Source organism: Herbiconiux dendrobii (assembly GCF_052048175.1).
Classification (GTDB): Bacteria; Actinomycetota; Actinomycetes; order Actinomycetales; family Microbacteriaceae; genus Herbiconiux.
The window spans coordinates 116,034-134,983 of record NZ_JBLZQV010000001.1; the positions used below are offsets into that span (position 1 = coordinate 116,034).

General features: G+C 70.5%; 17 protein-coding genes. 16 read left to right on the plus strand and 1 reads right to left on the minus strand.

Annotated elements, in window-relative coordinates; translation table 11 throughout:
• Window positions 1-65: 65 nt before the first annotated feature.
• From ACN4JJ_RS00545 to ACN4JJ_RS00580, 8 genes are all read left to right on the plus strand, one after another.
• Window positions 66-404 carry an L-rhamnose mutarotase gene (locus ACN4JJ_RS00545; protein WP_440707953.1) on the plus strand — a complete coding sequence of 113 codons (339 nt, stop codon included), beginning with the start codon at window positions 66-68 and terminating at the stop codon, window positions 402-404.
• The gene (locus ACN4JJ_RS00550) at window positions 401-1,279 is read left to right on the plus strand and encodes an amidohydrolase family protein (RefSeq protein WP_440707954.1); all 879 of its coding nucleotides are present in this window, start codon (window positions 401-403) and stop codon (window positions 1,277-1,279) included. Before ACN4JJ_RS00545 ends, ACN4JJ_RS00550 begins: the two co-directional genes overlap by 4 nt.
• The gene (locus ACN4JJ_RS00555) at window positions 1,276-2,253 is read left to right on the plus strand and encodes an aldo/keto reductase (protein ID WP_440707955.1); all 978 of its coding nucleotides are present in this window, start codon (window positions 1,276-1,278) and stop codon (window positions 2,251-2,253) included. The genes ACN4JJ_RS00550 and ACN4JJ_RS00555 overlap by 4 nt, the downstream gene beginning before the upstream one ends.
• A gap of 64 nt (window positions 2,254-2,317) precedes the next feature.
• Window positions 2,318-3,454: a mandelate racemase/muconate lactonizing enzyme family protein gene (locus ACN4JJ_RS00560; protein ID WP_440707956.1), complete on the plus strand. Its 1,137-nt coding sequence runs from the start codon at window positions 2,318-2,320 to the stop codon at window positions 3,452-3,454.
• Between the two features lie 69 nt (window positions 3,455-3,523).
• Entirely contained in the window at window positions 3,524-4,375 is an 852-nt protein-coding gene (locus ACN4JJ_RS00565) for a fumarylacetoacetate hydrolase family protein (RefSeq protein WP_440707957.1), read from the plus strand.
• Window positions 4,368-5,216 carry an SDR family NAD(P)-dependent oxidoreductase gene (locus ACN4JJ_RS00570; RefSeq protein WP_440707958.1) on the plus strand — a complete coding sequence of 283 codons (849 nt, stop codon included), beginning with the start codon at window positions 4,368-4,370 and terminating at the stop codon, window positions 5,214-5,216. The genes ACN4JJ_RS00565 and ACN4JJ_RS00570 overlap by 8 nt, the downstream gene beginning before the upstream one ends.
• A gap of 133 nt (window positions 5,217-5,349) precedes the next feature.
• Complete coding sequence (locus ACN4JJ_RS00575) at window positions 5,350-6,747, plus strand: HNH endonuclease signature motif containing protein (RefSeq protein ID WP_440707959.1); 1,398 nt, start codon at window positions 5,350-5,352, stop codon at window positions 6,745-6,747.
• Between the two features lie 317 nt (window positions 6,748-7,064).
• The gene (locus ACN4JJ_RS00580) at window positions 7,065-7,946 is read left to right on the plus strand and encodes a hypothetical protein (protein ID WP_440707960.1); all 882 of its coding nucleotides are present in this window, start codon (window positions 7,065-7,067) and stop codon (window positions 7,944-7,946) included.
• A gap of 27 nt (window positions 7,947-7,973) precedes the next feature.
• Here ACN4JJ_RS00580 and ACN4JJ_RS00585 read toward each other — a convergent pair whose 3' ends face one another.
• On the minus strand, window positions 7,974-8,723 hold the full coding sequence (locus ACN4JJ_RS00585) for a FadR/GntR family transcriptional regulator (RefSeq protein WP_440707961.1): 750 nt from the start codon (window positions 8,721-8,723) through the stop codon (window positions 7,974-7,976).
• 168 nt (window positions 8,724-8,891) lie between these two features.
• Between ACN4JJ_RS00585 and ACN4JJ_RS00590 the strand changes: the two genes are divergently transcribed.
• From ACN4JJ_RS00590 to ACN4JJ_RS00625, 8 genes are all read left to right on the plus strand, one after another.
• A complete protein-coding gene (locus ACN4JJ_RS00590) occupies window positions 8,892-10,247 on the plus strand; it encodes an ABC transporter substrate-binding protein (protein WP_440707962.1) in 1,356 nt (451 codons plus the stop codon).
• A 207-nt stretch (window positions 10,248-10,454) separates the two neighbouring features.
• Window positions 10,455-11,243: a carbohydrate ABC transporter permease gene (locus ACN4JJ_RS00595; RefSeq protein ID WP_440707963.1), complete on the plus strand. Its 789-nt coding sequence runs from the start codon at window positions 10,455-10,457 to the stop codon at window positions 11,241-11,243.
• The gene (locus ACN4JJ_RS00600; protein ID WP_440707964.1) at window positions 11,230-12,198 is read left to right on the plus strand and encodes a carbohydrate ABC transporter permease; all 969 of its coding nucleotides are present in this window, start codon (window positions 11,230-11,232) and stop codon (window positions 12,196-12,198) included. The genes ACN4JJ_RS00595 and ACN4JJ_RS00600 overlap by 14 nt, the downstream gene beginning before the upstream one ends.
• 99 nt (window positions 12,199-12,297) lie before the next feature.
• Window positions 12,298-13,611, plus strand: a complete 1,314-nt coding sequence (locus ACN4JJ_RS00605; protein ID WP_440707965.1) for an efflux RND transporter periplasmic adaptor subunit — start codon at window positions 12,298-12,300, stop codon at window positions 13,609-13,611.
• 29 nt (window positions 13,612-13,640) lie between these two features.
• Window positions 13,641-14,387: an ABC transporter ATP-binding protein gene (locus tag ACN4JJ_RS00610; RefSeq protein ID WP_440707966.1), complete on the plus strand. Its 747-nt coding sequence runs from the start codon at window positions 13,641-13,643 to the stop codon at window positions 14,385-14,387.
• Complete coding sequence (locus ACN4JJ_RS00615; RefSeq protein ID WP_440707967.1) at window positions 14,384-15,616, plus strand: ABC transporter permease; 1,233 nt, start codon at window positions 14,384-14,386, stop codon at window positions 15,614-15,616. The genes ACN4JJ_RS00610 and ACN4JJ_RS00615 overlap by 4 nt, the downstream gene beginning before the upstream one ends.
• Window positions 15,617-15,669: 53 nt before the next feature.
• Complete coding sequence (locus ACN4JJ_RS00620; protein WP_440707968.1) at window positions 15,670-16,626, plus strand: hypothetical protein; 957 nt, start codon at window positions 15,670-15,672, stop codon at window positions 16,624-16,626.
• A gap of 1 nt (window position 16,627) precedes the next feature.
• Complete coding sequence (locus tag ACN4JJ_RS00625; RefSeq protein ID WP_440707969.1) at window positions 16,628-18,925, plus strand: efflux RND transporter periplasmic adaptor subunit; 2,298 nt, start codon at window positions 16,628-16,630, stop codon at window positions 18,923-18,925.
• Window positions 18,926-18,950: the final 25 nt, after the last annotated feature.

Below are 18,950 nucleotides of genomic sequence, written 5' to 3' on the forward strand. Positions count from 1 at the left end.
ACCGGCAAAGATAATATGTATTATCTAAGGACACCTCAGGGAAGCGGATCGCGAAGGAGCGTCGGGTGGGCAGAGGCATCGAGCGGCATGCACTGGTCGTGGGCGTCGAACCGGGCAAGCGCGAGGAGTACCTCGAGCTGCACGCGGCGGTCTGGCCGCAGGTCGAGGCCACGCTCTCCGCGTGCAATGTGACCAACTACACGATCTTCGTGCGCGGCGACCTGCTCGTCGCCTATTACGAGTACGTGGGAGAGGACCACGACGCCGACATGGCGCGCATCGCCCTCGACCCGGTCACCCGCGAGTGGTGGACGCACACCGACCCCTGCCAGGTGGCGCTCTTCGCCGATCTGCCGGCCGGCGAGCGCTGGGCGCCCCTGACCGAGGTCTGGCACCTGCCGTGAGCGAGCGCGTGATCGTCGATGCGCACGCCCACGTCTGGGATCGCACGCGCACCCCGATCGACTGGATCGACGAGTCGCTCCCCGAGATCGACCGCGACTTCTCGGTGCCCGAGCTGGAGACGGTCGCTCAGGATGCCGCGACCGCGCTGGGGGTGCGGATCGACGGTCTCGTGCTCGTGCAGGCCCTGAACGACGCCGACGAGACGGCCGACCTGCTCGCGGCGGCGCACGGCCCGGTGGTGGGCTGGCTCGACCTCGACGCCCCGGATGCGCCCGGCCGGCTGGAGGCCCTGCGCGCGCAGCCCGGCGGCGAGCGGCTCGTGGGCATCCGTCACCTGGCGCACGTCGATCCCGATCCGGAGTGGCTGCTGCGGCCGGCTGTGTCGCATGGCCTCGACGCGCTCGCCGACGCCGGGCTGGGCTTCGACCTGGTGGTGCGCCCGTGGCAGCTCGCGACCGCGGCGCGGGTGGCCGACGCCCACCCCGAGCTGCGCCTCGTGCTCGACCACCTCGGCCAGCCGCCCGCGACCGCCGGCGAAGGCGCAGACGTCGACGCGGAGAACGCCTTCGCCCGCTGGGCCGCCGACCTCGCCGAGCTCGCGCGCCGCCCGAACGTGGTGGCGAAGATCTCCGGGGTCGCCGTGCGCGGCGGCCCCGCATCCGTCGCCCACCTCGACCGCGTGGGAGGCGTGGCGCTCGAGGTCTTCGGGCCCGGCCGCCTGATGTTCGGCTCGGACTGGCCGCTCGTGCGCCTCGCCGACGACTACATCCCGTGGCTCGCCCAGTACCTCGACTGGTCGGCCGCGCTGTCGGCCGACGAGCGGCGCGACATCGACGCCGGCACCGCCCGCGACACCTACGGAGCCATCGCATGAGCCCTTCGACGAAGACACTCCCCACGCGCCCGCTCGGCGGCACCGCCCTGCGCGTCAGCGAGCTCGGCTTCGGCGCGGCGAGTCTCGGCAACCTCTACCGCGAGACCTCTGACGCCGAGGCGCGCGCGGCGGTCGAGCGCGCCTGGGAGCGTGGCATCCGGTACTTCGACACCGCCCCGCACTACGGGCTCGGCCTCTCCGAGCGAAGGCTCGGCGCGGCGCTCGCACAGTACCCCCGCGACGAGTACGTGCTCTCCACCAAGGTGGGCCGCCTGCTCGTGCCGAACGAGCATCCGACGGGGCAGGACGCCGACTTCGTGGTTCCGGATGCGCTGCGCCGCGAGTGGGACTTCTCGCACGACGGCATCCGGCGCTCGCTCGAGCAGAGCCTGGAGCGCCTCGGAACCGACCGCGTCGACGTGCTCTACGCCCACGACCCCGATCAGTTCGGAGAGCGCGCCGCCTGGGAGGCCGCGGAGACGCTCGCCGACCTGCGCGACGAGGGCGTGATCGGCGCTCGCGGTGTGGGCACCAACGACGCCGGCCAGCTGGCGGAGCTCTTCGCCGCCGACGCGATCGACGTGGCCATGCTCGCGGGCCGCTACACGCTGCTCGAGCAGGAGTCGGCGCGGCCGGCCCTGGAGGCGGCGCGCGCGAACGGCAAGTCGATCGTCGCCGTCGCGGTCTTCAATTCCGGCCTGCTCGCGACCGACCGCCCCGCCCCCGACGCCCGCTATAACTACGGCCCGGTGCCGCCCGCGCTGCTCGAGCGCACCATCGCGCTCGCCGAGATCTGCGAGGCGCACGGGGTGACCCTGCCGCAGGCGGCCATCGCGTTCCCGCTGCAGCATCCGTCCGTCGTCAACGTCACATTGGGCATGCGCACGGCCGGTCAGGTCGACCGGAATGCCGATCTCTTCGGCGCCGAGGTGCCTGATTCCCTCTGGCGGGCGCTCGAAAAGTGGAACGTATGATGTATGTTGTTTACCGGGCCGCATCGTCGCGACCGGGGACGCGCCGCGCGCGGAGGGAATCACCATGAAGATCACCGGCTTCACGAGCCTCAGCACCGTGCACGACTGGGGCCGCCCCGTGGGCGACGTGAACGGCGTCATCGCAGGAGGCGTCACCGAGGTGGGCGTGCTGCTGCTGCACACCGACGACGGGCTCACCGGCGTGGGCCTCGGCGCCCACGCCGACATCGCGCGGGTGTTCCCGGCGATCGAGGGCGAGGATCCGCGCGCCGTCACCACCCTCTACGACCGGATGCTCGCACACGTCTTCAAAGCCGGTCACGCCGGCACGTTCGGCACCATCGGCGCCGTCGACATGGCGCTCTGGGATCTCAAGGCGAAGATGGCCCACGAGCCGCTCTGGCGCACCCTCGGCGCCCGCGACCGCTTCGTGCCCGGCTACGCCTCGGGCCTGGACATCGCGCTCGACGACGAGGCGCTGTTCGCCCTCTACCAGCGCTACGCCGACCACGGCTTCACCAGCGCCAAGCTCAAGGGCGGGCTCGACGCCGAGACCGACATCGCGCGGCTGAAGGGCGTGGCCGACGTGCTGCGCCGCAACAGCCCCCGCCCGGCCCTGATGCTCGACGCCAACGAGGCCTGGAACCGCAAACAGGCCGTGCGCTACGTCTCGGAGGTCGAGTCCCGCGTGCCGCTCACCTGGATCGAGGAGCCCGTGCGGCGCTGGGACGCCGAGGGGCACGCCGTCGTGGGACGCGCCGTGAAGGCATCCGTCGCCACCGGCGAGAACCTCGTGGGGCTCGAGCAGTACGGTCCGCTGCTGGCCGCGAACGCCGTCGACGTGGTGCAGGCCGGCATGATCTGGGGCATCACGCACTTCCTGCGGGTCTCCACCATCGCGCACGCCCGTGACCTGCCGGTGAGCCCTGTGGGCTACAACGGCAACCCGATCGCGCACGCGGCGGCCGCGGTGCCGAACCACCTCAGCACCGAGGTGCAGGATCTCGCCTTCCCGCACGGTCTCACCGTCGACCAGACGATCGCCGACGGCGGCATCGTGCTCGGCGATGCGCCCGGCCTCGGCATCACGGTCGACCTCGACGCGATCGCCGCGCTCGACGCGGGTGAAGGGTGGCGCGCGCCGGCCGGCCCGCACGTGCGCCCGGAGCGCGCCGGCCTCCGCCTCGTACCCGGCCAGTGACCTCGCTTCTTCTCTTCTCTTCTCTTCTCCTCTTCCCCTCTCCTCTCCCTCGACCAGAAAGCACCTCGCATGAAGTTCCAGCGCCGTGGCCCCGTGGGCCAGGAGACCCCCGCCGTCTTGATCGACGGCACCGCCTACGACCTCACCCCGGTGACGGCCGACATCGACGGCGCCTTCCTCGCCGGCGACGGCCCCGCGCGGGCGCAGGCGGCGTTCGACTCCGGTGAGCTGACCGCGCTGGCCGATCAGGATGCCCGGCTCGGCGCCCCGGTCGCCCAGCCCACCAAGATCGTCTGCATCGGCCTCAACTACCGCGACCACGCCGACGAGACCGGGGCCGCGTACCCGCCCGAGCCCGTGATCTTCATGAAGGACCCGTCGACGCTGGGCGGAGCATCCGACCCCGTGCCGATTCCGCGGAACTCGGTGAAGACCGACTGGGAGGTCGAACTCGGCATCGTGATCGGCCGCACCGCGCGCTACCTGGACTCGGTCGAGGAGGCCGCCGGTCACGTCGCCGGGTACGTGCTCTCGCACGACGTCTCCGAGCGCGAGTTCCAGATCGAGCGCGGCGGGCAGTGGGACAAGGGCAAGAGCTGCGAGGGCTTCAACCCGCTCGGCCCGTGGCTCGCCACCGCCGACGAGTTCGACGACCCGCAGTCGCTCGGCCTGCGCCTCTGGGTGAACGGCGTAGAGCGGCAGAACGGATCGACCGCGAACCAGATCTTCGGTATCGACCACGTGGTCTGGTACGTCAGCCAGTTCATGGTGCTGCGGCCCGGCGACATCATCAACACCGGCACCCCCGCCGGTGTGGCGATGGGCATCGAGGGCCAGCCCTACCTCCGCGTCGGCGACGTCGTGGAGCTCGAGATCGACGGCCTCGGCCGCGCGCGTCAGGAGTTCGTGAGCCATGTCTGAAACCGCTGAGACCACCCCCGCGGGTGCGGACACCGGGCTCGGGGCCGTCGCCGGCGCCGCTCCCGGTTCCGCAGCCGCCCTCGCCGCCGGCGAATTCGCCGGGCTCACCGCGATCGTCACGGGAGGGGCATCCGGAATCGGCCTCGCCACCTCGCTGCACCTGGCTGCCCGAGGAGCCCGCGTGGCCGTGCTCGACCTGAACGCCGAGGGCCTCCCCGAGGGGCTCACGGGCTTCGCCGCCGATGTGACCTCGCGGGAATCGGTGGATGCCGCCGTCGCGGCCGTGGCCGACTGGGCGGGCGGAATCGACATCGTGGTGAACAATGCCGGCGTGAGCGCCATCGGCACCGTCGAGGCGAACAGCGACGACGACTGGCGCCGCGTGCTCGACATCAACGTGATCGGCGTCGCCCGCGTGAGCGCTGCGGCCCTGCCGTACCTGCGTCGCTCGGCGCACGCGGCGATCGTGAACACCTGCTCGGTGTCGGCCAGCAACGGCATCCCCGAGCGGGCGCTCTACAGCGCCTCGAAGGGCGCCGTGCTGGCGCTCACCTACGGCATGGCCGTCGACCACGTGCGCGAGGGCGTGCGGGTGAACTGCGTGCGCCCCGGCACCGTCGACACCCCGTTCGTGTCGAACTACCTCAAGAAGTACGACGACCCCGTGGCCGAGCGTGCCGCTCTGGATGCCCGCCAGCCGACGGGCCGCATGGTCACGCCCGAGGAGGTCGCGTACGCGATCGCCACCCTCGCGAGCCCGCTGGCCTCGGCCACGACGGGCACCGCCCTCGACGTCGACGGGGGCCTCACGACCCTGCGCATCCGCCCTCTCGCGACCTGAGTCGCGTTCTCCGGCTGGGGCGGTGTCGGCGGCTCGGATCCGGCCCGCACCACGCGGGGACCGTCGACTCCGCAGAGCCTTCTGGCCTGAATTTAACCGAGCTTTCATCAGGTGTTTCTGATAGAATCTCAGTATGCAGACAGCCGCTCGATTCCATGGGGTCGCCACCGATCTCCGTGGTGACCCGGGCGAAATCAACGCCGTGGTGTCGGGGTTGCAAGACGAGGATCTGCTTGAGGTCATGGCCGCGATCGAGGCGGCCGGGCGGGCGCTCTCGGCCTGGCAGGTTCGGGTCGCGGGTGAGGTGGGGGTGCGGTCGCGTAGCGAGCTCGGTGACGAGGGGTTGAGTCGGTCGCAGAACTTCACCAGCCCGGTGAAACTCGTCTCGACCGTCACCGGCACGTCAGCGCGTGAGAGCAAGACCCGTCTCGAGATCGGGCGCAAACTCCGTGGTGCCGTGCTTCTGGGTGGCGGTGAAGGGCCCGCCCCGTTCCCGGTCGTCGGTCAGGCTCTCGATGAGGGTGCCCTCGGGGTTGAGACCGCGTCGATCATCGTCAACCGATGCACCGAACTCACGGAACGCGGATGCGCCCCCGACGTCGTGGCCAGTGCCGAGCAGACCCTCGTCGACGAAATCCTCACGCACCATCTGACCGCCGATCAGGCGTCCAGGCTCGCTACCCACTTGCGCGAGGTCATCGACCCCGACGGTGCCGAACCTCGGGATGAGGTGCACCAGCAGCAGCGCTCCCTCACCATCGCCCAGGCCAGCGACGGGATGATCCGCGGGAGGTTCGCCCTCACCCCCGAACAAGGCGGAATTTGGCTCGCGAGCATCCAGGCCATGCAAAGCCCCCGCATCGCCGGATCACCCTCCAGCGGGCCGCGGTTCCTGACCGAGGACGAATACGTGGCGCAGACTGCGACCTCGGATATTCGCACGCAGGTGCAAAAGAACGCTGACACCGTCACCGAGCTCATCGCCCGCGCTGCCGGCGCCCCCGACATGCCTCGCTTGAACGGCGCCACCACCACCCTGAACGTCCACACCACTCTCGACAACATCGAGACCGGCCGCGGCGTCGGGTGGATCGACGGTATCGACGAGCCCGTTCCCGCTTCCACGATCGCGCAGTTGCGCTGCACCTCCCCGATCGCCGTAACCCTGTTCAACGACCGGGGTGCGGTGCTCTACCACGGCAAGACAGAACGCCTTTTCACTCCGGCCCAGAACCGGGCCCTCGCGGCCCGAGACGGCGGATGTGTCTGGCCCGACTGTGACCGGCCCCCGTCGTTCTGCGAAACACACCACGCAGACGAATGGGTCTCCGCCGACCATCCACCAGGCCGCACCGACATCGACAACGGCGTCCTGCTTTGCCACTTCCACCACTCGCACCTGCACAAGTCGTCCTGGAAACTGACCATGCAAACTGGGGTGCCTCACCTCATCCCGCCGCGCTGGGTCGATATCGAGCAGACACCGATCCCGACCACCCGCCGACGCACCATCAAGCGCCCTGCCGCCTGACCAGCCGCGCCCGGCCCCTTGAATCGGGCACCGTCATCGAGGGCAAGCGCGAAGCGCGCGGCAGCCCATCACCAGGCCAACCATCCACGCACCGAACCCGCTCGGGGCTGCCGCGCGCTCCGCGCTTGCCGACGATGGCCATGGTTGGGTCGACGGGCGCCGCATTTCATCCGGGGCAGATGGAATGTCACCACTGATAGTCGAGGCTGGCCCTGGACGCGACCCAGCCGGATGTCTGAAGACACAACGTAGGCATCATGGGAACGTCGCCCGGTCACGGCAGTGCGTCGTTAACCTTCCCGGCCTACGCTGCCGCCATGAGCAGGTCGGCGCGGGCGAAGCGGGTCTGGATCGCGATCACGGGGCTCGGGGCGGCCGGGATTCTGATCGGCGCGTTCGTGGTGTCGGGCTGGGTGATCGACGAGACGCATTTCGACCGGCCCGATGGGGGGTTCGACCGGCTCGCCGCGCAGATCGACGACCTTCCCGGAGTGAGCGTCGACGCGACCGAGCGCTGGGTGGAGGCTCCCGTGTTCTTGTCTCCGACCTCCCGGATGGAGGTCAGCGTCGACCAGCAGGGCCTGCCCGGGCTGCTCGACGCCGCGTGCGCCGCCGAATACCCCGATGCGGTGACCTGGTCGGTCCGAGTGCGCACCGGAGCCGGCGACGTCGTCGCGCTGCAGGATCCGGCGGTGGCGGCGACGACGACGGATCGAACGGATCGGTCCGGCTGCATCGATGTGGGCTTCGACGCCGTCGCCCTCGTCGGCGAGGTCGATCGCGTTCGCCTCGGCGTCGACGTACAGGTATCGATCTGGGAGGGTGGCCGGTTCGCGCTGGTCGCCCTCGAGGAGGGGCCGGGGTCCATCCGGGCCGTGCTGCCGCTCGTGGCGCACGGCGACGAGCTGCGGGTGGCCGCCGGTCTCGATCCGAGCCTGCCGGTGGAGGTCAATGCCCAGTCGCTCGGTCTGATCGTGCAGCCGGACGAGTTCGACGGGTACTCCGTGGTGCTGTCCGACCTGGTTGAGGAGCACGGTGTGACGAGCTTCTGGGCCGAGGGCGGCAGCACGTCGACCGACGGCGTAGATCGGGTGCAGATCGTCGCGCCCGACGAGGAGCACGCGGCGATCGAGGCGGCCGTCCGCACCTCGGGATTACGCGTCGCCGGTCTCCCGGTGCACTTCATCCCTCAGTCGTAGTTCGGCTTCTGCCCCCTTCCTCCTGCCCTATCTCGGGAGGCGGCGGCGCTCCCAGGCGAGCGCGATGTGGTCGCGCATCGCGGTGGCGGCGGTGTCGGCGTCGCCGGCCACCACCGCGTCGAGCACCTGCTGGTGCTCCACGAGCGTGAGCGCGAGACCCTCGGGGCCCGGCTCGCCGTGGAACCGCGCGTATTCGCTGGCGCGCTGCACCAGGGTGTGCGCGATCGACTCGGCCAGCCGGCTGCCCGAGGTCTTCATGATCACGTCGTGGAAGCGCCTGTCCAGCTCCTGAAAAGCATCCAGGTCGCCGATCGCGTCCCGCTGCACCTGCAGCGCCGTCGTCAGCGCCTCGACATCGGCGTCGGTGCGCACCCGCGCCGCTTCCGCCGTCATCGACGACTCGAGGTCGCCGCGCACCTGTGCCAGCTCGTCCAGGATGCCGAGGGTCTCGTCGTTCTCGATCATGGTCGAGATCACCACGCGGTCGAGCAGGTTCCACTCCGAGGGCGGCGTGACCACCGTGCCGCGTCCCTGCGCGACGGTGACCATGCCCTTCTCCTCGAGCCGCTTCACCGATTCGCGGATGACCGTGCGGCTCACTCCGAACGAGTTCACCAGATCACCCTCGGGCGGCAGCGACTCGCCCGGCTTCACGGCTCCGGTCACCACGGCGGTCACCAGGTCGTGCACCACGGCCACGCCCAGCCGGGCCGCCGGGGCGCGCTTCTCACCACTCACCAGGATTCCGGATGCCACGGGGCTGCTCGCCAGACTCATGTCGGTCAGTGTAGACGGATACGTATGATCACTGCCGCCCGATCCGCGGAAATGCAAGGATGGAGACAGTGGCAGCGCTAACTATGGCTCATACGTAAGATGTATGATCTAATGGAGTCACGCCGCACAGCGGCAAATCGTCAACGATGCCGACAGAAGGAACCGCCCATGGCTGCACAGCACCGCCGCCCACTCGCCCGAATCCTCGCGACCGCCACCGCGGTCGTCGCCATCGGAGCCCTCGCCGGGTGCGCCGGCGGCAGCGGCGAGGTGAACAGCGACTACGGATTCGCCACCGCCGAGCAGACGGCCGACAGCACCATCACCGTCTGGGTCGACGCGGCCCGCGAGCCGATCGCCAAGGCCTTCGAAGAGGCCAACCCCGATGTGCCGATCAGCATCGAGACCTATGACGGCAACGCCGGCGGATCCGGCTCGTTCCAGACCAAGGTCGCGCTGTTCGACCAGTCGGGCGAGGGCTGGCCCGACGTCGTCTTCTCCACCCAGACCAACGACGCATCCTGGGCCGCGAAAGAGACCAACGGCGTGCAGGCCTTCGCCGCACCGCTGAACAAGGGCTACTTCAGCGACGACTTCCTGAACGGCTTCACGGATGGCGCGAACGACCCGATGACGGTCGACGGCACGGTCTACGGCCTGCGCAACGACCTCGCACCGGTGGTGCTCTGGTACAACAAGCCGCTGCTCGACCAGTTCGGCTACGACATCCCCACCACCTGGGAGGAGTACGAGGCCCTGGGCGTCAAGCTCGCCGCCGAGCACCCCGGTTACATCCTCGGCTCGATCGGCGACTCGTTCGTCGGCACCTACGTCTACTACTGGGGAGCTCAGGCACCGATCTTCCAGCTCGACGGCAACGACTTCTCGTCCGACTTCGACGACGAGCACTCGGTCGCCATGACCGACATGCTCGACTCCATGTCGGCGAACGGAACCCTCGTGCAGGACAGCGTCTTCAGCGCCCCCTTCGTGGAGAACTACTCCGACAAGATCGTCGCGATGCCGGGGCCGGCATGGTACGCCGGGGCCCTGTTCCAGAACCCCGACAGCATCAACGCCACGGCCGGCGAGTTCGGCGCGGCCGACCCGCTGTACTGGGAGGGTGAGGACAAGGTGACCGGCAACGTCGGCGGCGGCGTCTGGTACGCCTCCAGCCACTCGAAGAACCTGGCCGCGGTCGAGACCTTCCTCGAGTTCGCCACCTCCTCCGACGAGTCGGCGGCGCTCAACTCGGGTCTCCCGGCCTACGACTCGGCGGCCTCGACCTGGCTGGACGCCCAGGCGAAGAGCAACTTCTTCGCCGGTGACTTCAAGTCGGCCGTCTCCACCGCGGCGGCCAGTGTGTGGGGCGGATGGGGCTTCCCGAGCTTCAGCCCGGAAACCGCCTACGCGGCTGTGGTCGTCCCGGCACTCGCCGAGGGCAAGACCATCGCGGATGTCGTGCCCGACTGGCACGACCAGATCCTGAACGAAGCCCAGGTCCAGGGCTACACCGTCAAGTAGTCGCCTCCACCGGTAACTACCCCGTCGAGTAGACAGGCACTGATCATCACAACCACGGCTCAGACCACGGCTCCCGCCGTCGCCCCTCTGGAGACAGAGGCGCGGCGGCGGGGCCGCCTCCGTCGGCGCAAGCCCGATGCCAGCCAGACCCGCATCGGCTACGTCTTCTCCAGCGGCTACGCCATCCTGCTGATCGCGTTCGGCATCGTGCCGGCGATCTACGCGGTGTTCCTGGCCTTCACGAAGAACGGCGCCTTCGTGGGCGTCGACAACTTCGTGAAGGTGTTCGCCGACTACCGCTTCTGGCCGGCCGTGCAGCACGTGGCGCTGTTCGTGGTGATCTGGCTGATCTCGCTCACCATCCTGGTGGTGCTGCTGGCCCTGCTGGTGCACGCCATCCGGGTGCGCTGGCTGTCATCCGCCTCGCGGTTCCTGTTCTACATCCCGGGAGCGCTGGCGGGCGCCTCGAGCGTCATGCTCTGGCTGTTCCTGCTCGACCCTGCGGTGAGCCCGGTGGCGGCCATCCTGAACGCCTTTGGCTTCGAGACCTTCGTGCAGACGGTGTCGATCGACAACCTGCCGGTCATCTTCACGCTGATCGCCTTCTGGGCGGGGGCCGGTGGCTGGATCATCATCATGTACGGCGCCCTCAACAACATCCCGGTCGAGGTGATGGAGGCGGCCCGGATCGACGGCGCCGGCCCCGTGAAGACGGCCTGGCACATCCAGATCCCGCTGATGCGCAAGTGGATCTCGTACATGGCCGTGATGTCGCTCGCCGCCGGAACCCAGCTGTTCGTCGAGCCGCGCGTGCTCTCGCAGGCGTCGAAGGGCGTCGTGCCGCCGGACTACTCGCTGAACCAGCTGGCCTATCTCTTCGCCTTCCGCCAGAACGACTTCAACGGATCCGCAGCCATCTCGCTGCTGCTTCTCGTAGTCGCCGCCGGCCTCTCGGCACTGTTCGTCTTCCGAGGAGGACTCTTTGAGCGCGACTGATCTGAGAACCCGGCCCTCGTCGCCGGATGCCACCCCCGGTCGGGGCGACCGCGACCGCTCCCCGCGATCCTCGTCGGCGAAGCGCCCCGGCCCCGGACGCTGGATCGGCCGCGTGCTCGGCTGGAGCGTCATCGGCGTCTTCCTGCTGTTCTTCGTGATCCCCATCGTGTGGCTGTTGCTGGCGCCCACCAAGACCGCCCGGCAGCTGTTGCTGGACGGCCCGTTCACCTTCGGCGCCTTCGACACCCTCGCCACCAACTGGGGCGAGCTGATGGCGTTCCAGGACGGCATCGTGTGGGTGTGGCTCGGCAACGCCACCCTCTACACGGGCGTCGCACTGATCATAACGCTCGTGGTGAGCATCCCCGCCGGCTATGCGCTGGCGATGGTGGAGTTCCGGTTCCGCCGGGCGCTGCTGGTCACCACGCTGATCGTGATGCTCATCCCGAACACCGCGCTGGTGCTGCCGATCTTCCTCGAGCTGAGCTCGCTGAAACTGGTGGGAACGCCGCTGTCGGTCATCCTGCCGTTCTCGTTCTTCCCGTTCGGGGTGTACCTCACCTACATCTACTTCTCGACGGCGGTCTCGCGCGACCTGCTGAACGCGGCGCGCATCGACGGCGCCGGGGAGTTCCGGGTGTTCGCGCAGGTGGCGATGCCGCTGGCCACGCCGGTGATCGCGCTGGTGGGCTTCTTCAGCCTCGTGGGCAACTGGAACAACTACTTCCTGCCGTTCGTGATGGTGCCCGGGCGCAAGTCCCCGATCCAGGTGGGGCTCGCCGAGCTGCTGTCGAACGTGCCGTTGTTCAACCCCACCACGGCGGGATCGGTGACCATCTCGCTGCCCGTGCTGGCGCTGGCGACGCTGCTCTCGGTGGCGCCGGTGCTGATCATCTTCCTGTTCTCGCAGCGCTTCCTGGTGAGCGGGCTCACCGCGGGCGGCACGAAGGAGTAGCGCTGACGACGCGCACCCGGCGAGCTCGGGGCGCAGTTCATAGTCGCGTCATAGGTTCGCGCCAAGGTCTTCATAAGCCCCGTCCCTAGCGTCGGGGGCGTGAAGATCGCCAAGAGAATCAAACGGATGCGCCCGCGCACCTGGATCATCGCCGGTGCGGCCGCCGTCGTCATCGCCGGGGGCGGGGTGACCTGGGCGGTGCTCGGCACGTCGTCGGCGTCGGCATCGGCCGAGGCGCAGGGCGCGACCACCTCACAGAGCGTGGCCGCGAGCCTGGAGACGCTCGAGAAGACCATCGACACCAGCGGCACCCTCACGCCGACGGTGCAGGACGACGTCGACTTCGCGGTCGCCGGCACCGTCACCGCGGTGAACGTGCAGGCGGGCCAGACCGTCGCCGCGGGCGATGTGCTGGCCACGGTCGACACCCTCACCGTGCAGGCCGAGGCGCTCTCGGCGCAGGCCACGCTGGCCAAGGCGACGGCGACGCTCGCCTCCGCCGAGGCCGACGACGACGGCACCGATGAGTCGGCCACCGCGATCGCCGCCGACGCGGCCGCCGTCGCCGTGGCGCAGGCCGCCGCCGACAAGGCCGCCGCCGCGATCGCCGACGCCACGCTGACGGCGCCGGTGGCGGGTCTGGTGACGGCCGTGAACCTCGAGGTGGGCGACACGACCAGCGGATCGGCCTCCAGTTCGAGCGGCTCGGGTTCGACCGCATCCGGAACCGGTGCGACCGGCACCGCCACCGGCTCGGCCTCCACGAGCACCGCCTCCACCGCCGCCTTCACGATCGTCAGCACCGACTCCTGGGAGGTCAGCCTCTCGGTCGGCGAGACCGACGTCGCGAACGTGGCCACGGGCGACCAGGTCGAGCTCTCGACCGACGACGGCGACTCCTTCTTCGGCACCGTGAGCGAGGTGGGGCTCCTGCCCTCCACCACGTCCGGCGCCGCCGCGTATCCCGTCACGGTCGCCGTGACCGGCAGCCCCGAGGGCCTCTACGACGGCACCTCGGTCACCGCCTCCATCGTCTACGAGCGCCGCACCGACGTGCTGACCGTGCCGAGCGCGGCCGTGACCACGGATGCCGACGGCGCCTCCACCGTGACCGTGGTCGACACGGACGGCAACGAGACCTCCACCTCGGTGACGGTCGGCGAGACCGTCGGAACGCTCACCGAGATCACCGAGGGCCTGGCCGAGGGCGACCTGGTGAAGGTCACCGTCTTCACCCCGGGCAGCGGCAACTCCGGCACCGGAACCGAGGGCGGCACCGGCCAGTTCCCCGGCGGCGGAACGGGCACGCTGCCCGAGGGTTTCGACCCGAGCCAGCTGCCCAGCGGCGGCACCGGCACCGGCGGCTTCGGCGGCGGGCAGGCGCCCACCGGCCAGACGGGCGGCAGCAGATGAGCACCCTCGCGACGGCCCACGGGCCGCATATGCCCGAACGAGAATACGGCGACCCGGTCATCCAGCTCTCCGCGGCCCGCAAGGTCTACCGCAGCGGCACGATCGAGTTCGAGGCCCTCCGCGGCGTCGACCTCGAGATCCGTCAGGGCGAGTACGTGGCCATCATGGGCCCGTCCGGTTCGGGCAAGTCGACGCTGATGAACATCCTCGGCTGCCTCGACACCCTCACCACCGGGCACTACCGGCTGGCAGGCCACGACGTCGACGACCTCGACGAGGCCGAGCTGGCCGAGATCCGCAACAAGGAGATCGGCTTCGTCTTCCAGCAGTTCAACCTGCTGCCCTCGCTGGAGGCCTGGCGCAACGTCGAGCTGCCGCTGATGTACGCTCGGGTGCCCTCGGCCGAGCGGCGGGAGCGGGCCGAGCGCGCACTCGAGCGAGTGGGCCTCGGATCCCGCCTGGCCAACAAGCCGGGCGAGCTCTCCGGCGGCCAGCAGCAGCGCGTGGCCGTGGCCCGGGCGCTGGTGGGCGAGCCCACCATGATCCTGGCCGACGAGCCCACCGGGAACCTCGACTCCGTCTCCACCGGCGACGTGCTCGGGCTCTTCGACGAGCTGCACGAGCTCGGCCGCACGATCGTACTGATCACCCACGAGCTCGAGGTGGCCCAGCGCGCCCGGCGGATCGTCTGGGTGCGCGACGGGGTGATCGCCGATCCGGCCGAGACGGCCCACGCGATCGGGCACGCCGGCCCGGGCGGAGGCGTCGCCGCATGAACTGGACCGAAACGCTCGGCACCAGCTGGGCGGCCGTGCGCTCGCACGGCCTGCGCTCGCTGCTGACGGTACTGGGCATCCTGATCGGCATCGCCGCGGTCATCCTCACCGTGGGCCTCGGCCTCGGCACCCAGAAAGACGTGAGCTCGCAGATCAGCTCGCTCGGCAGCAACCTGCTGATCGTCTCGCCGGGCTCCAGTACCGACAGCTCGGGGGTGCGCGGTGGCTTCGGCACCAGCGCCACGCTGACGGCGGCGGATGCCGAGGCGCTCGGCTCCGACGTGAACGCTCCGGATGTGGCCGGCGTGGCCGCCGAGAAGAGCACCTCGCTCGCGCTCGAGGCCAACGACACCAACTGGACGACCACCGTCACCGGCACCACGCCCTCCTGGCTCGACGTGCGCTCCCGCAAGCTCGTCTCCGGCGAGTTCATCACCGACGACGACGAGGCCTCCTCGGCCGCCGTCACCGTGCTCGGCTCCGAGACGGCCACCGAGCTCTTCGGCACCACGAACGTGGTGGGCCAGACCGTCACCATCGACGACCGCACCTTCGAGATCGTCGGCGTGCTGGCCTCGGCCGGCTCCGACTCCTCCTCGAACCTCGACGACGTGGCCATCGTGCCGCTGTCGACGGCCGCGAACCAACTGATCGGGGGCACCGACTCGGCCTCGGTGTCGACCATCTACGTGAAGGCGGCATCCGACGGCCAGCTGGCAGCGGCCTACCAGGAGGCGCAGACGGTGCTGCTGAACCTGCACTCGATCGGCTCCGCGGATGACGCCGACTTCACCATCAGCTCGCAGAACGCGCTGGTCGACACCGCCACCTCGATCTACCAGACGCTCACCGTGCTGCTCACCGGCATCGCCGCGCTGTCGCTCTTGGTGGGCGGCATCGGCGTGATGAACATCATGCTGGTGTCGGTCACCGAGCGCACCCGCGAGATCGGCCTGCGCAAGGCCCTCGGGGCGCCGCCGTGGGCCATCCGTCGGCAGTTCCTGGTGGAGGCGGCGATTCTCGGTCTCACCGGAGGTGTGCTCGGCGCGGTGCTCGGCTGCGGCGCGGCCCTGTTGCTGCCGGGCGTGATCGGCTCCTCGATCGTCATCGCCCCCGCGGCGGTCGGTCTCTCCATCGGTGTGGCCATCGCGATCGGCCTGGTGTTCGGGGTCTACCCGGCCACCCGGGCGGCGCGGCTGGCTCCGATCGACGCGCTCCGCAGCGAGTAGGCGTCCGCTTCTCTCTTTTCGACACTCCCCATCCCGAACCAAGGACTGACTCCATGAAGATCTCCCGCTCCCTCCCCATCCGCCTGGGCGTCGTGCTCGCCGCGGCGGGGGTGCTCACGCTGAGCGCCTGCTCCTCCAGCGCCTCGTCGGAGTCGGCCGGCTCCACCGCCTCGGCCACGAATGCCCCGGTGCAGCAGCAGATGGGTGGCGGCGGCACCTCCGGCGAGATCGCGGCGATCTCGGGCAGCACCCTCCAGGTGCAGGACTCCGATTCGCAGACCGCCGTGACCTACAGCGACTCCACCACCATCACGCAGAGCGTGGCGGCGGCGCTCGCCGACGTCACCTCCGGGGTGTGCGTGACCTCGATCAGCGGCGGCTTCGGCGGCGGCTCCGGATCGGGCGCCTCGTCGACCTCGTCGTCCACCTCGACGGATGCCGCCACCGCCGCCGCGTCGAGCGTGGTGATCAGCACCGTGGTCGACGGCGCGTGCAGCACCGGCTTCGGCGGCGGCGCCGGTGGGGGGATGCCTGGCGGCGGTACCGGCGGAACCCCGCCGACCGACGCCCCCGACGGCGCCACCGCCCCGACCGACGCCCCCGACGGCGTGATGCCCACCGGAGCCCCCGGCGACGGTGCGGCAGGGGGCGCGGCGGGTGGTTTCGGCGGCTTCGCGAGCGGCCTCGTCACGGCGGTCAGCGGCAGCACCATCACGGTGCAGACGACGGATGCCGACGGCGCGAGCTCCACCAGCGACATCACGGTCGACGACTCCACCACCTACACGAAGACCGTCCCGGCCGATTCCACGGCCCTCACGGTCGGTGCCTGCGTGACGGCCCGGGGCGAGTCCGACGACAGCGGAGCGGTCGCGGCCACCTCCCTCGCGGTCTCCGAGGCCGGCGACTCCGGATGCTCGACCGGCTTCGGCGGCATGGGCGGCGGCCCCGGCACCGGCCAGCGCCCGGGCGCCGGCGGCAGCACCGGCACCTCCACGAGCGGAAGCTGAGATGGCGAAGCGCACGAACGACGACGCCTCCCTGGCCGAGCCGGCCGCGGCCGTCGTCGCCCCCACCTCCGACTCGGCCTCCGACGGCGCGGTGGCCTCGGCGACACCCACGCCGCTCAGCGCCAAGAAGCGGAAGGCCCGGCGGCGGCGCAGCAAGCGCATCCTCGCCGGTGTCGTGGCCACGGCGGTGCTGTGTGCCGCCGGCACGGGAGCGGCCTTCGCCCTCTCGCAGGGCCCGGGCAGCTCCTACCGCACCACGGTCGCCTCGCTCGGAACCGTCGACGAGACCCTCGCCCTCACCGGCACCCTCGCCTCGGCCACCCGTCGTGACACCGCCTTCGCCGTCAGCGGTACGGTCTCGTCGGTCTCGGTCGCCCTCGGCGACACCGTCACCGCGGGTCAGCAGCTCGCGGCCCTCGACACGTCCGACCTGCAGGATGCGGTCGATGCCGCCCAGGAGGCCGTCACCACCGCCGAGGAGCAGCTCGAGACCGATCTCGAGGCGCAGTCCTCCACGTCGACGTCGAGCACCTCGTCCACCGGAACGGACGTGTCCGGTGTCACCGGCGCGACGGGATCCGCCCCGACCGGCAGCGGTGCCACCGGCACGGGCACGGGTTCCGGAACCGGCTCGGGTGCGGGTTCCGGCTCGGGGGCGGGAACAGGCTCGGGCGCGGGTTCGGACGGCTCCGGGTCGGGCGGCTCCGGGTCGGGCGAGTCCGGGTCGGGCGGGTCGGGTTCCGGCTCGTCCGGTACCCCTCTCGACACCGCGGCGATCGACGCCGCCGTGACCGCCGTGAAGTCGGCCCAGGAAGCCCTCCTCGCCCAGTACTCCACCGCCTCGGCGGCGGTCGCGGCCACCCAGGAGACCATCGCCACCTCCGACGCCACCTGCCAGCCCTTCCTCGAAGCCACCCTCGACGACCCGACCAGCGGATCGGGCGACCCCGCATCCGGCAGCACCGACTCCGCCGCCACCGAGGCCGACCCGTCCGAAGCATCCGGAACCGACGCATCCGGACCCGCCGGCGCCACCGAGACCGCCGCCGACCCGAACGCGCAGCTGGACACCGTGAAGGCGCAGCTGGCGGCCTGCCAGAGCGCGATCACCGAGGTGCAGTCCGAACAGTCCACCGCGAACGACGCGCAGAGCGCCGTGCTCACGCTGATGACGCAGCTCGACGAGGCGGTCACGGCCCTGCAGACCGCCGTCGCCGACGCGGTCGCCGCAACCACCGGCTCCGGCACCTCCAGCCCCACGCCCACCCCCAGCGCCTCCGCTTACACCGAGGGCGCGGCCGAGACCACCTCGATCCGCACCTCGCCCTCCACGACGCTCGTTGGGTCGCAAATTCGGTCGCAAACCGTCGCCTATTCGACCGAAAGTGCGACCAATGCCGTGCTCGTGGCCGCCGTCACTGCCACCGACAGCGGCACGGGCACGGGCGGCACGAGCGCAGGCACGTCCGCGAGCGGTACGGCCAGCGCGGGCGGCGTGGGCACGTCCGCCACCATCACGGCGGAGACGATCGTGGCCGACCAGGCCGAGATCGACCTCGCCACCGCCGAGCTCGCCATCGCGCAGCAGCAGTTGACGCTCGCCACGCTCACCAGCCCCATCGCGGGAACGGTCGCGGCCGTCTCGATCGCCGCGGGCGACACGGTCGGGGCCGCCTCCACCACCGCCGTCATCACCATCCTGGGCGACGACGGGTACGTCGTCTCGTCCACGGTGACCCTGGCGAACGTCGCGAAGCTGAAGGTCGGCCAGAGCACCGCCATCACGCTCGGCTCCACCGACACCCGGCTCACGGGCGTGGTCAGCTCGATCGGCATCCTCGACGTCTCGAGCGACTCCTCGACGCCGTCGTACGACGTGACGATCGCGGTCGACCCCACGGATGCGGCCCTGCTGAACGGCGCCTCGGCGCAGTTGGCCGTCTCGGTCGCCGCGCAGGACTCGGTGCTCACGGTGCCCACCTCGGCCGTGCACCGCGAGGGTTCGGCCTACACGGTCGACGTTCTGCGGAGCGGATCCTCCGAGCCCGTCCCGGTCGAGATCGGCGCCATGGGCTCGGAGCTCACCGAGATCACCTCGGGGCTGTCCGAGGGCGATGTCGTCGTGCTGGCCGACCTCAACTCCGACGTGCTCGACGCCGACACCGACTCCGGCTCCTCCGAGAGCACGGGCCTCACCGGCCTCGGCGGCTCCACCTCCACCACGACCGGTGGCACCGGATTCCCCAGCTTCCCCAGCGGGGGCACCGGAACCACCTTCCAAGGCCCACCCACCCAGTAGGTGCGACCGGCAGTCCTCCGCCCAC

Excerpts from the sequence above, each read along its gene's own strand:
- ACN4JJ_RS00555 (WP_440707955.1), top strand. The coding sequence starts at position 1,276 with ATGAGCCCTTCGACGAAGACACTCCCCACGCGCCCGCTCGGCGGCACC.
- ACN4JJ_RS00560 (WP_440707956.1), top strand. The coding sequence starts at position 2,318 with ATGAAGATCACCGGCTTCACGAGCCTCAGCACCGTGCACGACTGGGGC.
- ACN4JJ_RS00565 (WP_440707957.1), top strand. The coding sequence starts at position 3,524 with ATGAAGTTCCAGCGCCGTGGCCCCGTGGGCCAGGAGACCCCCGCCGTC.
- ACN4JJ_RS00570 (WP_440707958.1), top strand. The coding sequence starts at position 4,368 with ATGTCTGAAACCGCTGAGACCACCCCCGCGGGTGCGGACACCGGGCTC.
- ACN4JJ_RS00575 (WP_440707959.1), top strand. The coding sequence starts at position 5,350 with ATGCAGACAGCCGCTCGATTCCATGGGGTCGCCACCGATCTCCGTGGT.
- ACN4JJ_RS00580 (WP_440707960.1), top strand. The coding sequence starts at position 7,065 with ATGAGCAGGTCGGCGCGGGCGAAGCGGGTCTGGATCGCGATCACGGGG.
- ACN4JJ_RS00585 (WP_440707961.1), bottom strand. The coding sequence starts at position 8,723 with ATGAGTCTGGCGAGCAGCCCCGTGGCATCCGGAATCCTGGTGAGTGGT.
- ACN4JJ_RS00590 (WP_440707962.1), top strand. The coding sequence starts at position 8,892 with ATGGCTGCACAGCACCGCCGCCCACTCGCCCGAATCCTCGCGACCGCC.
- ACN4JJ_RS00610 (WP_440707966.1), top strand. The coding sequence starts at position 13,641 with ATGCCCGAACGAGAATACGGCGACCCGGTCATCCAGCTCTCCGCGGCC.
- ACN4JJ_RS00615 (WP_440707967.1), top strand. The coding sequence starts at position 14,384 with ATGAACTGGACCGAAACGCTCGGCACCAGCTGGGCGGCCGTGCGCTCG.
- ACN4JJ_RS00620 (WP_440707968.1), top strand. The coding sequence starts at position 15,670 with ATGAAGATCTCCCGCTCCCTCCCCATCCGCCTGGGCGTCGTGCTCGCC.
- ACN4JJ_RS00625 (WP_440707969.1), top strand. The coding sequence starts at position 16,628 with ATGGCGAAGCGCACGAACGACGACGCCTCCCTGGCCGAGCCGGCCGCG.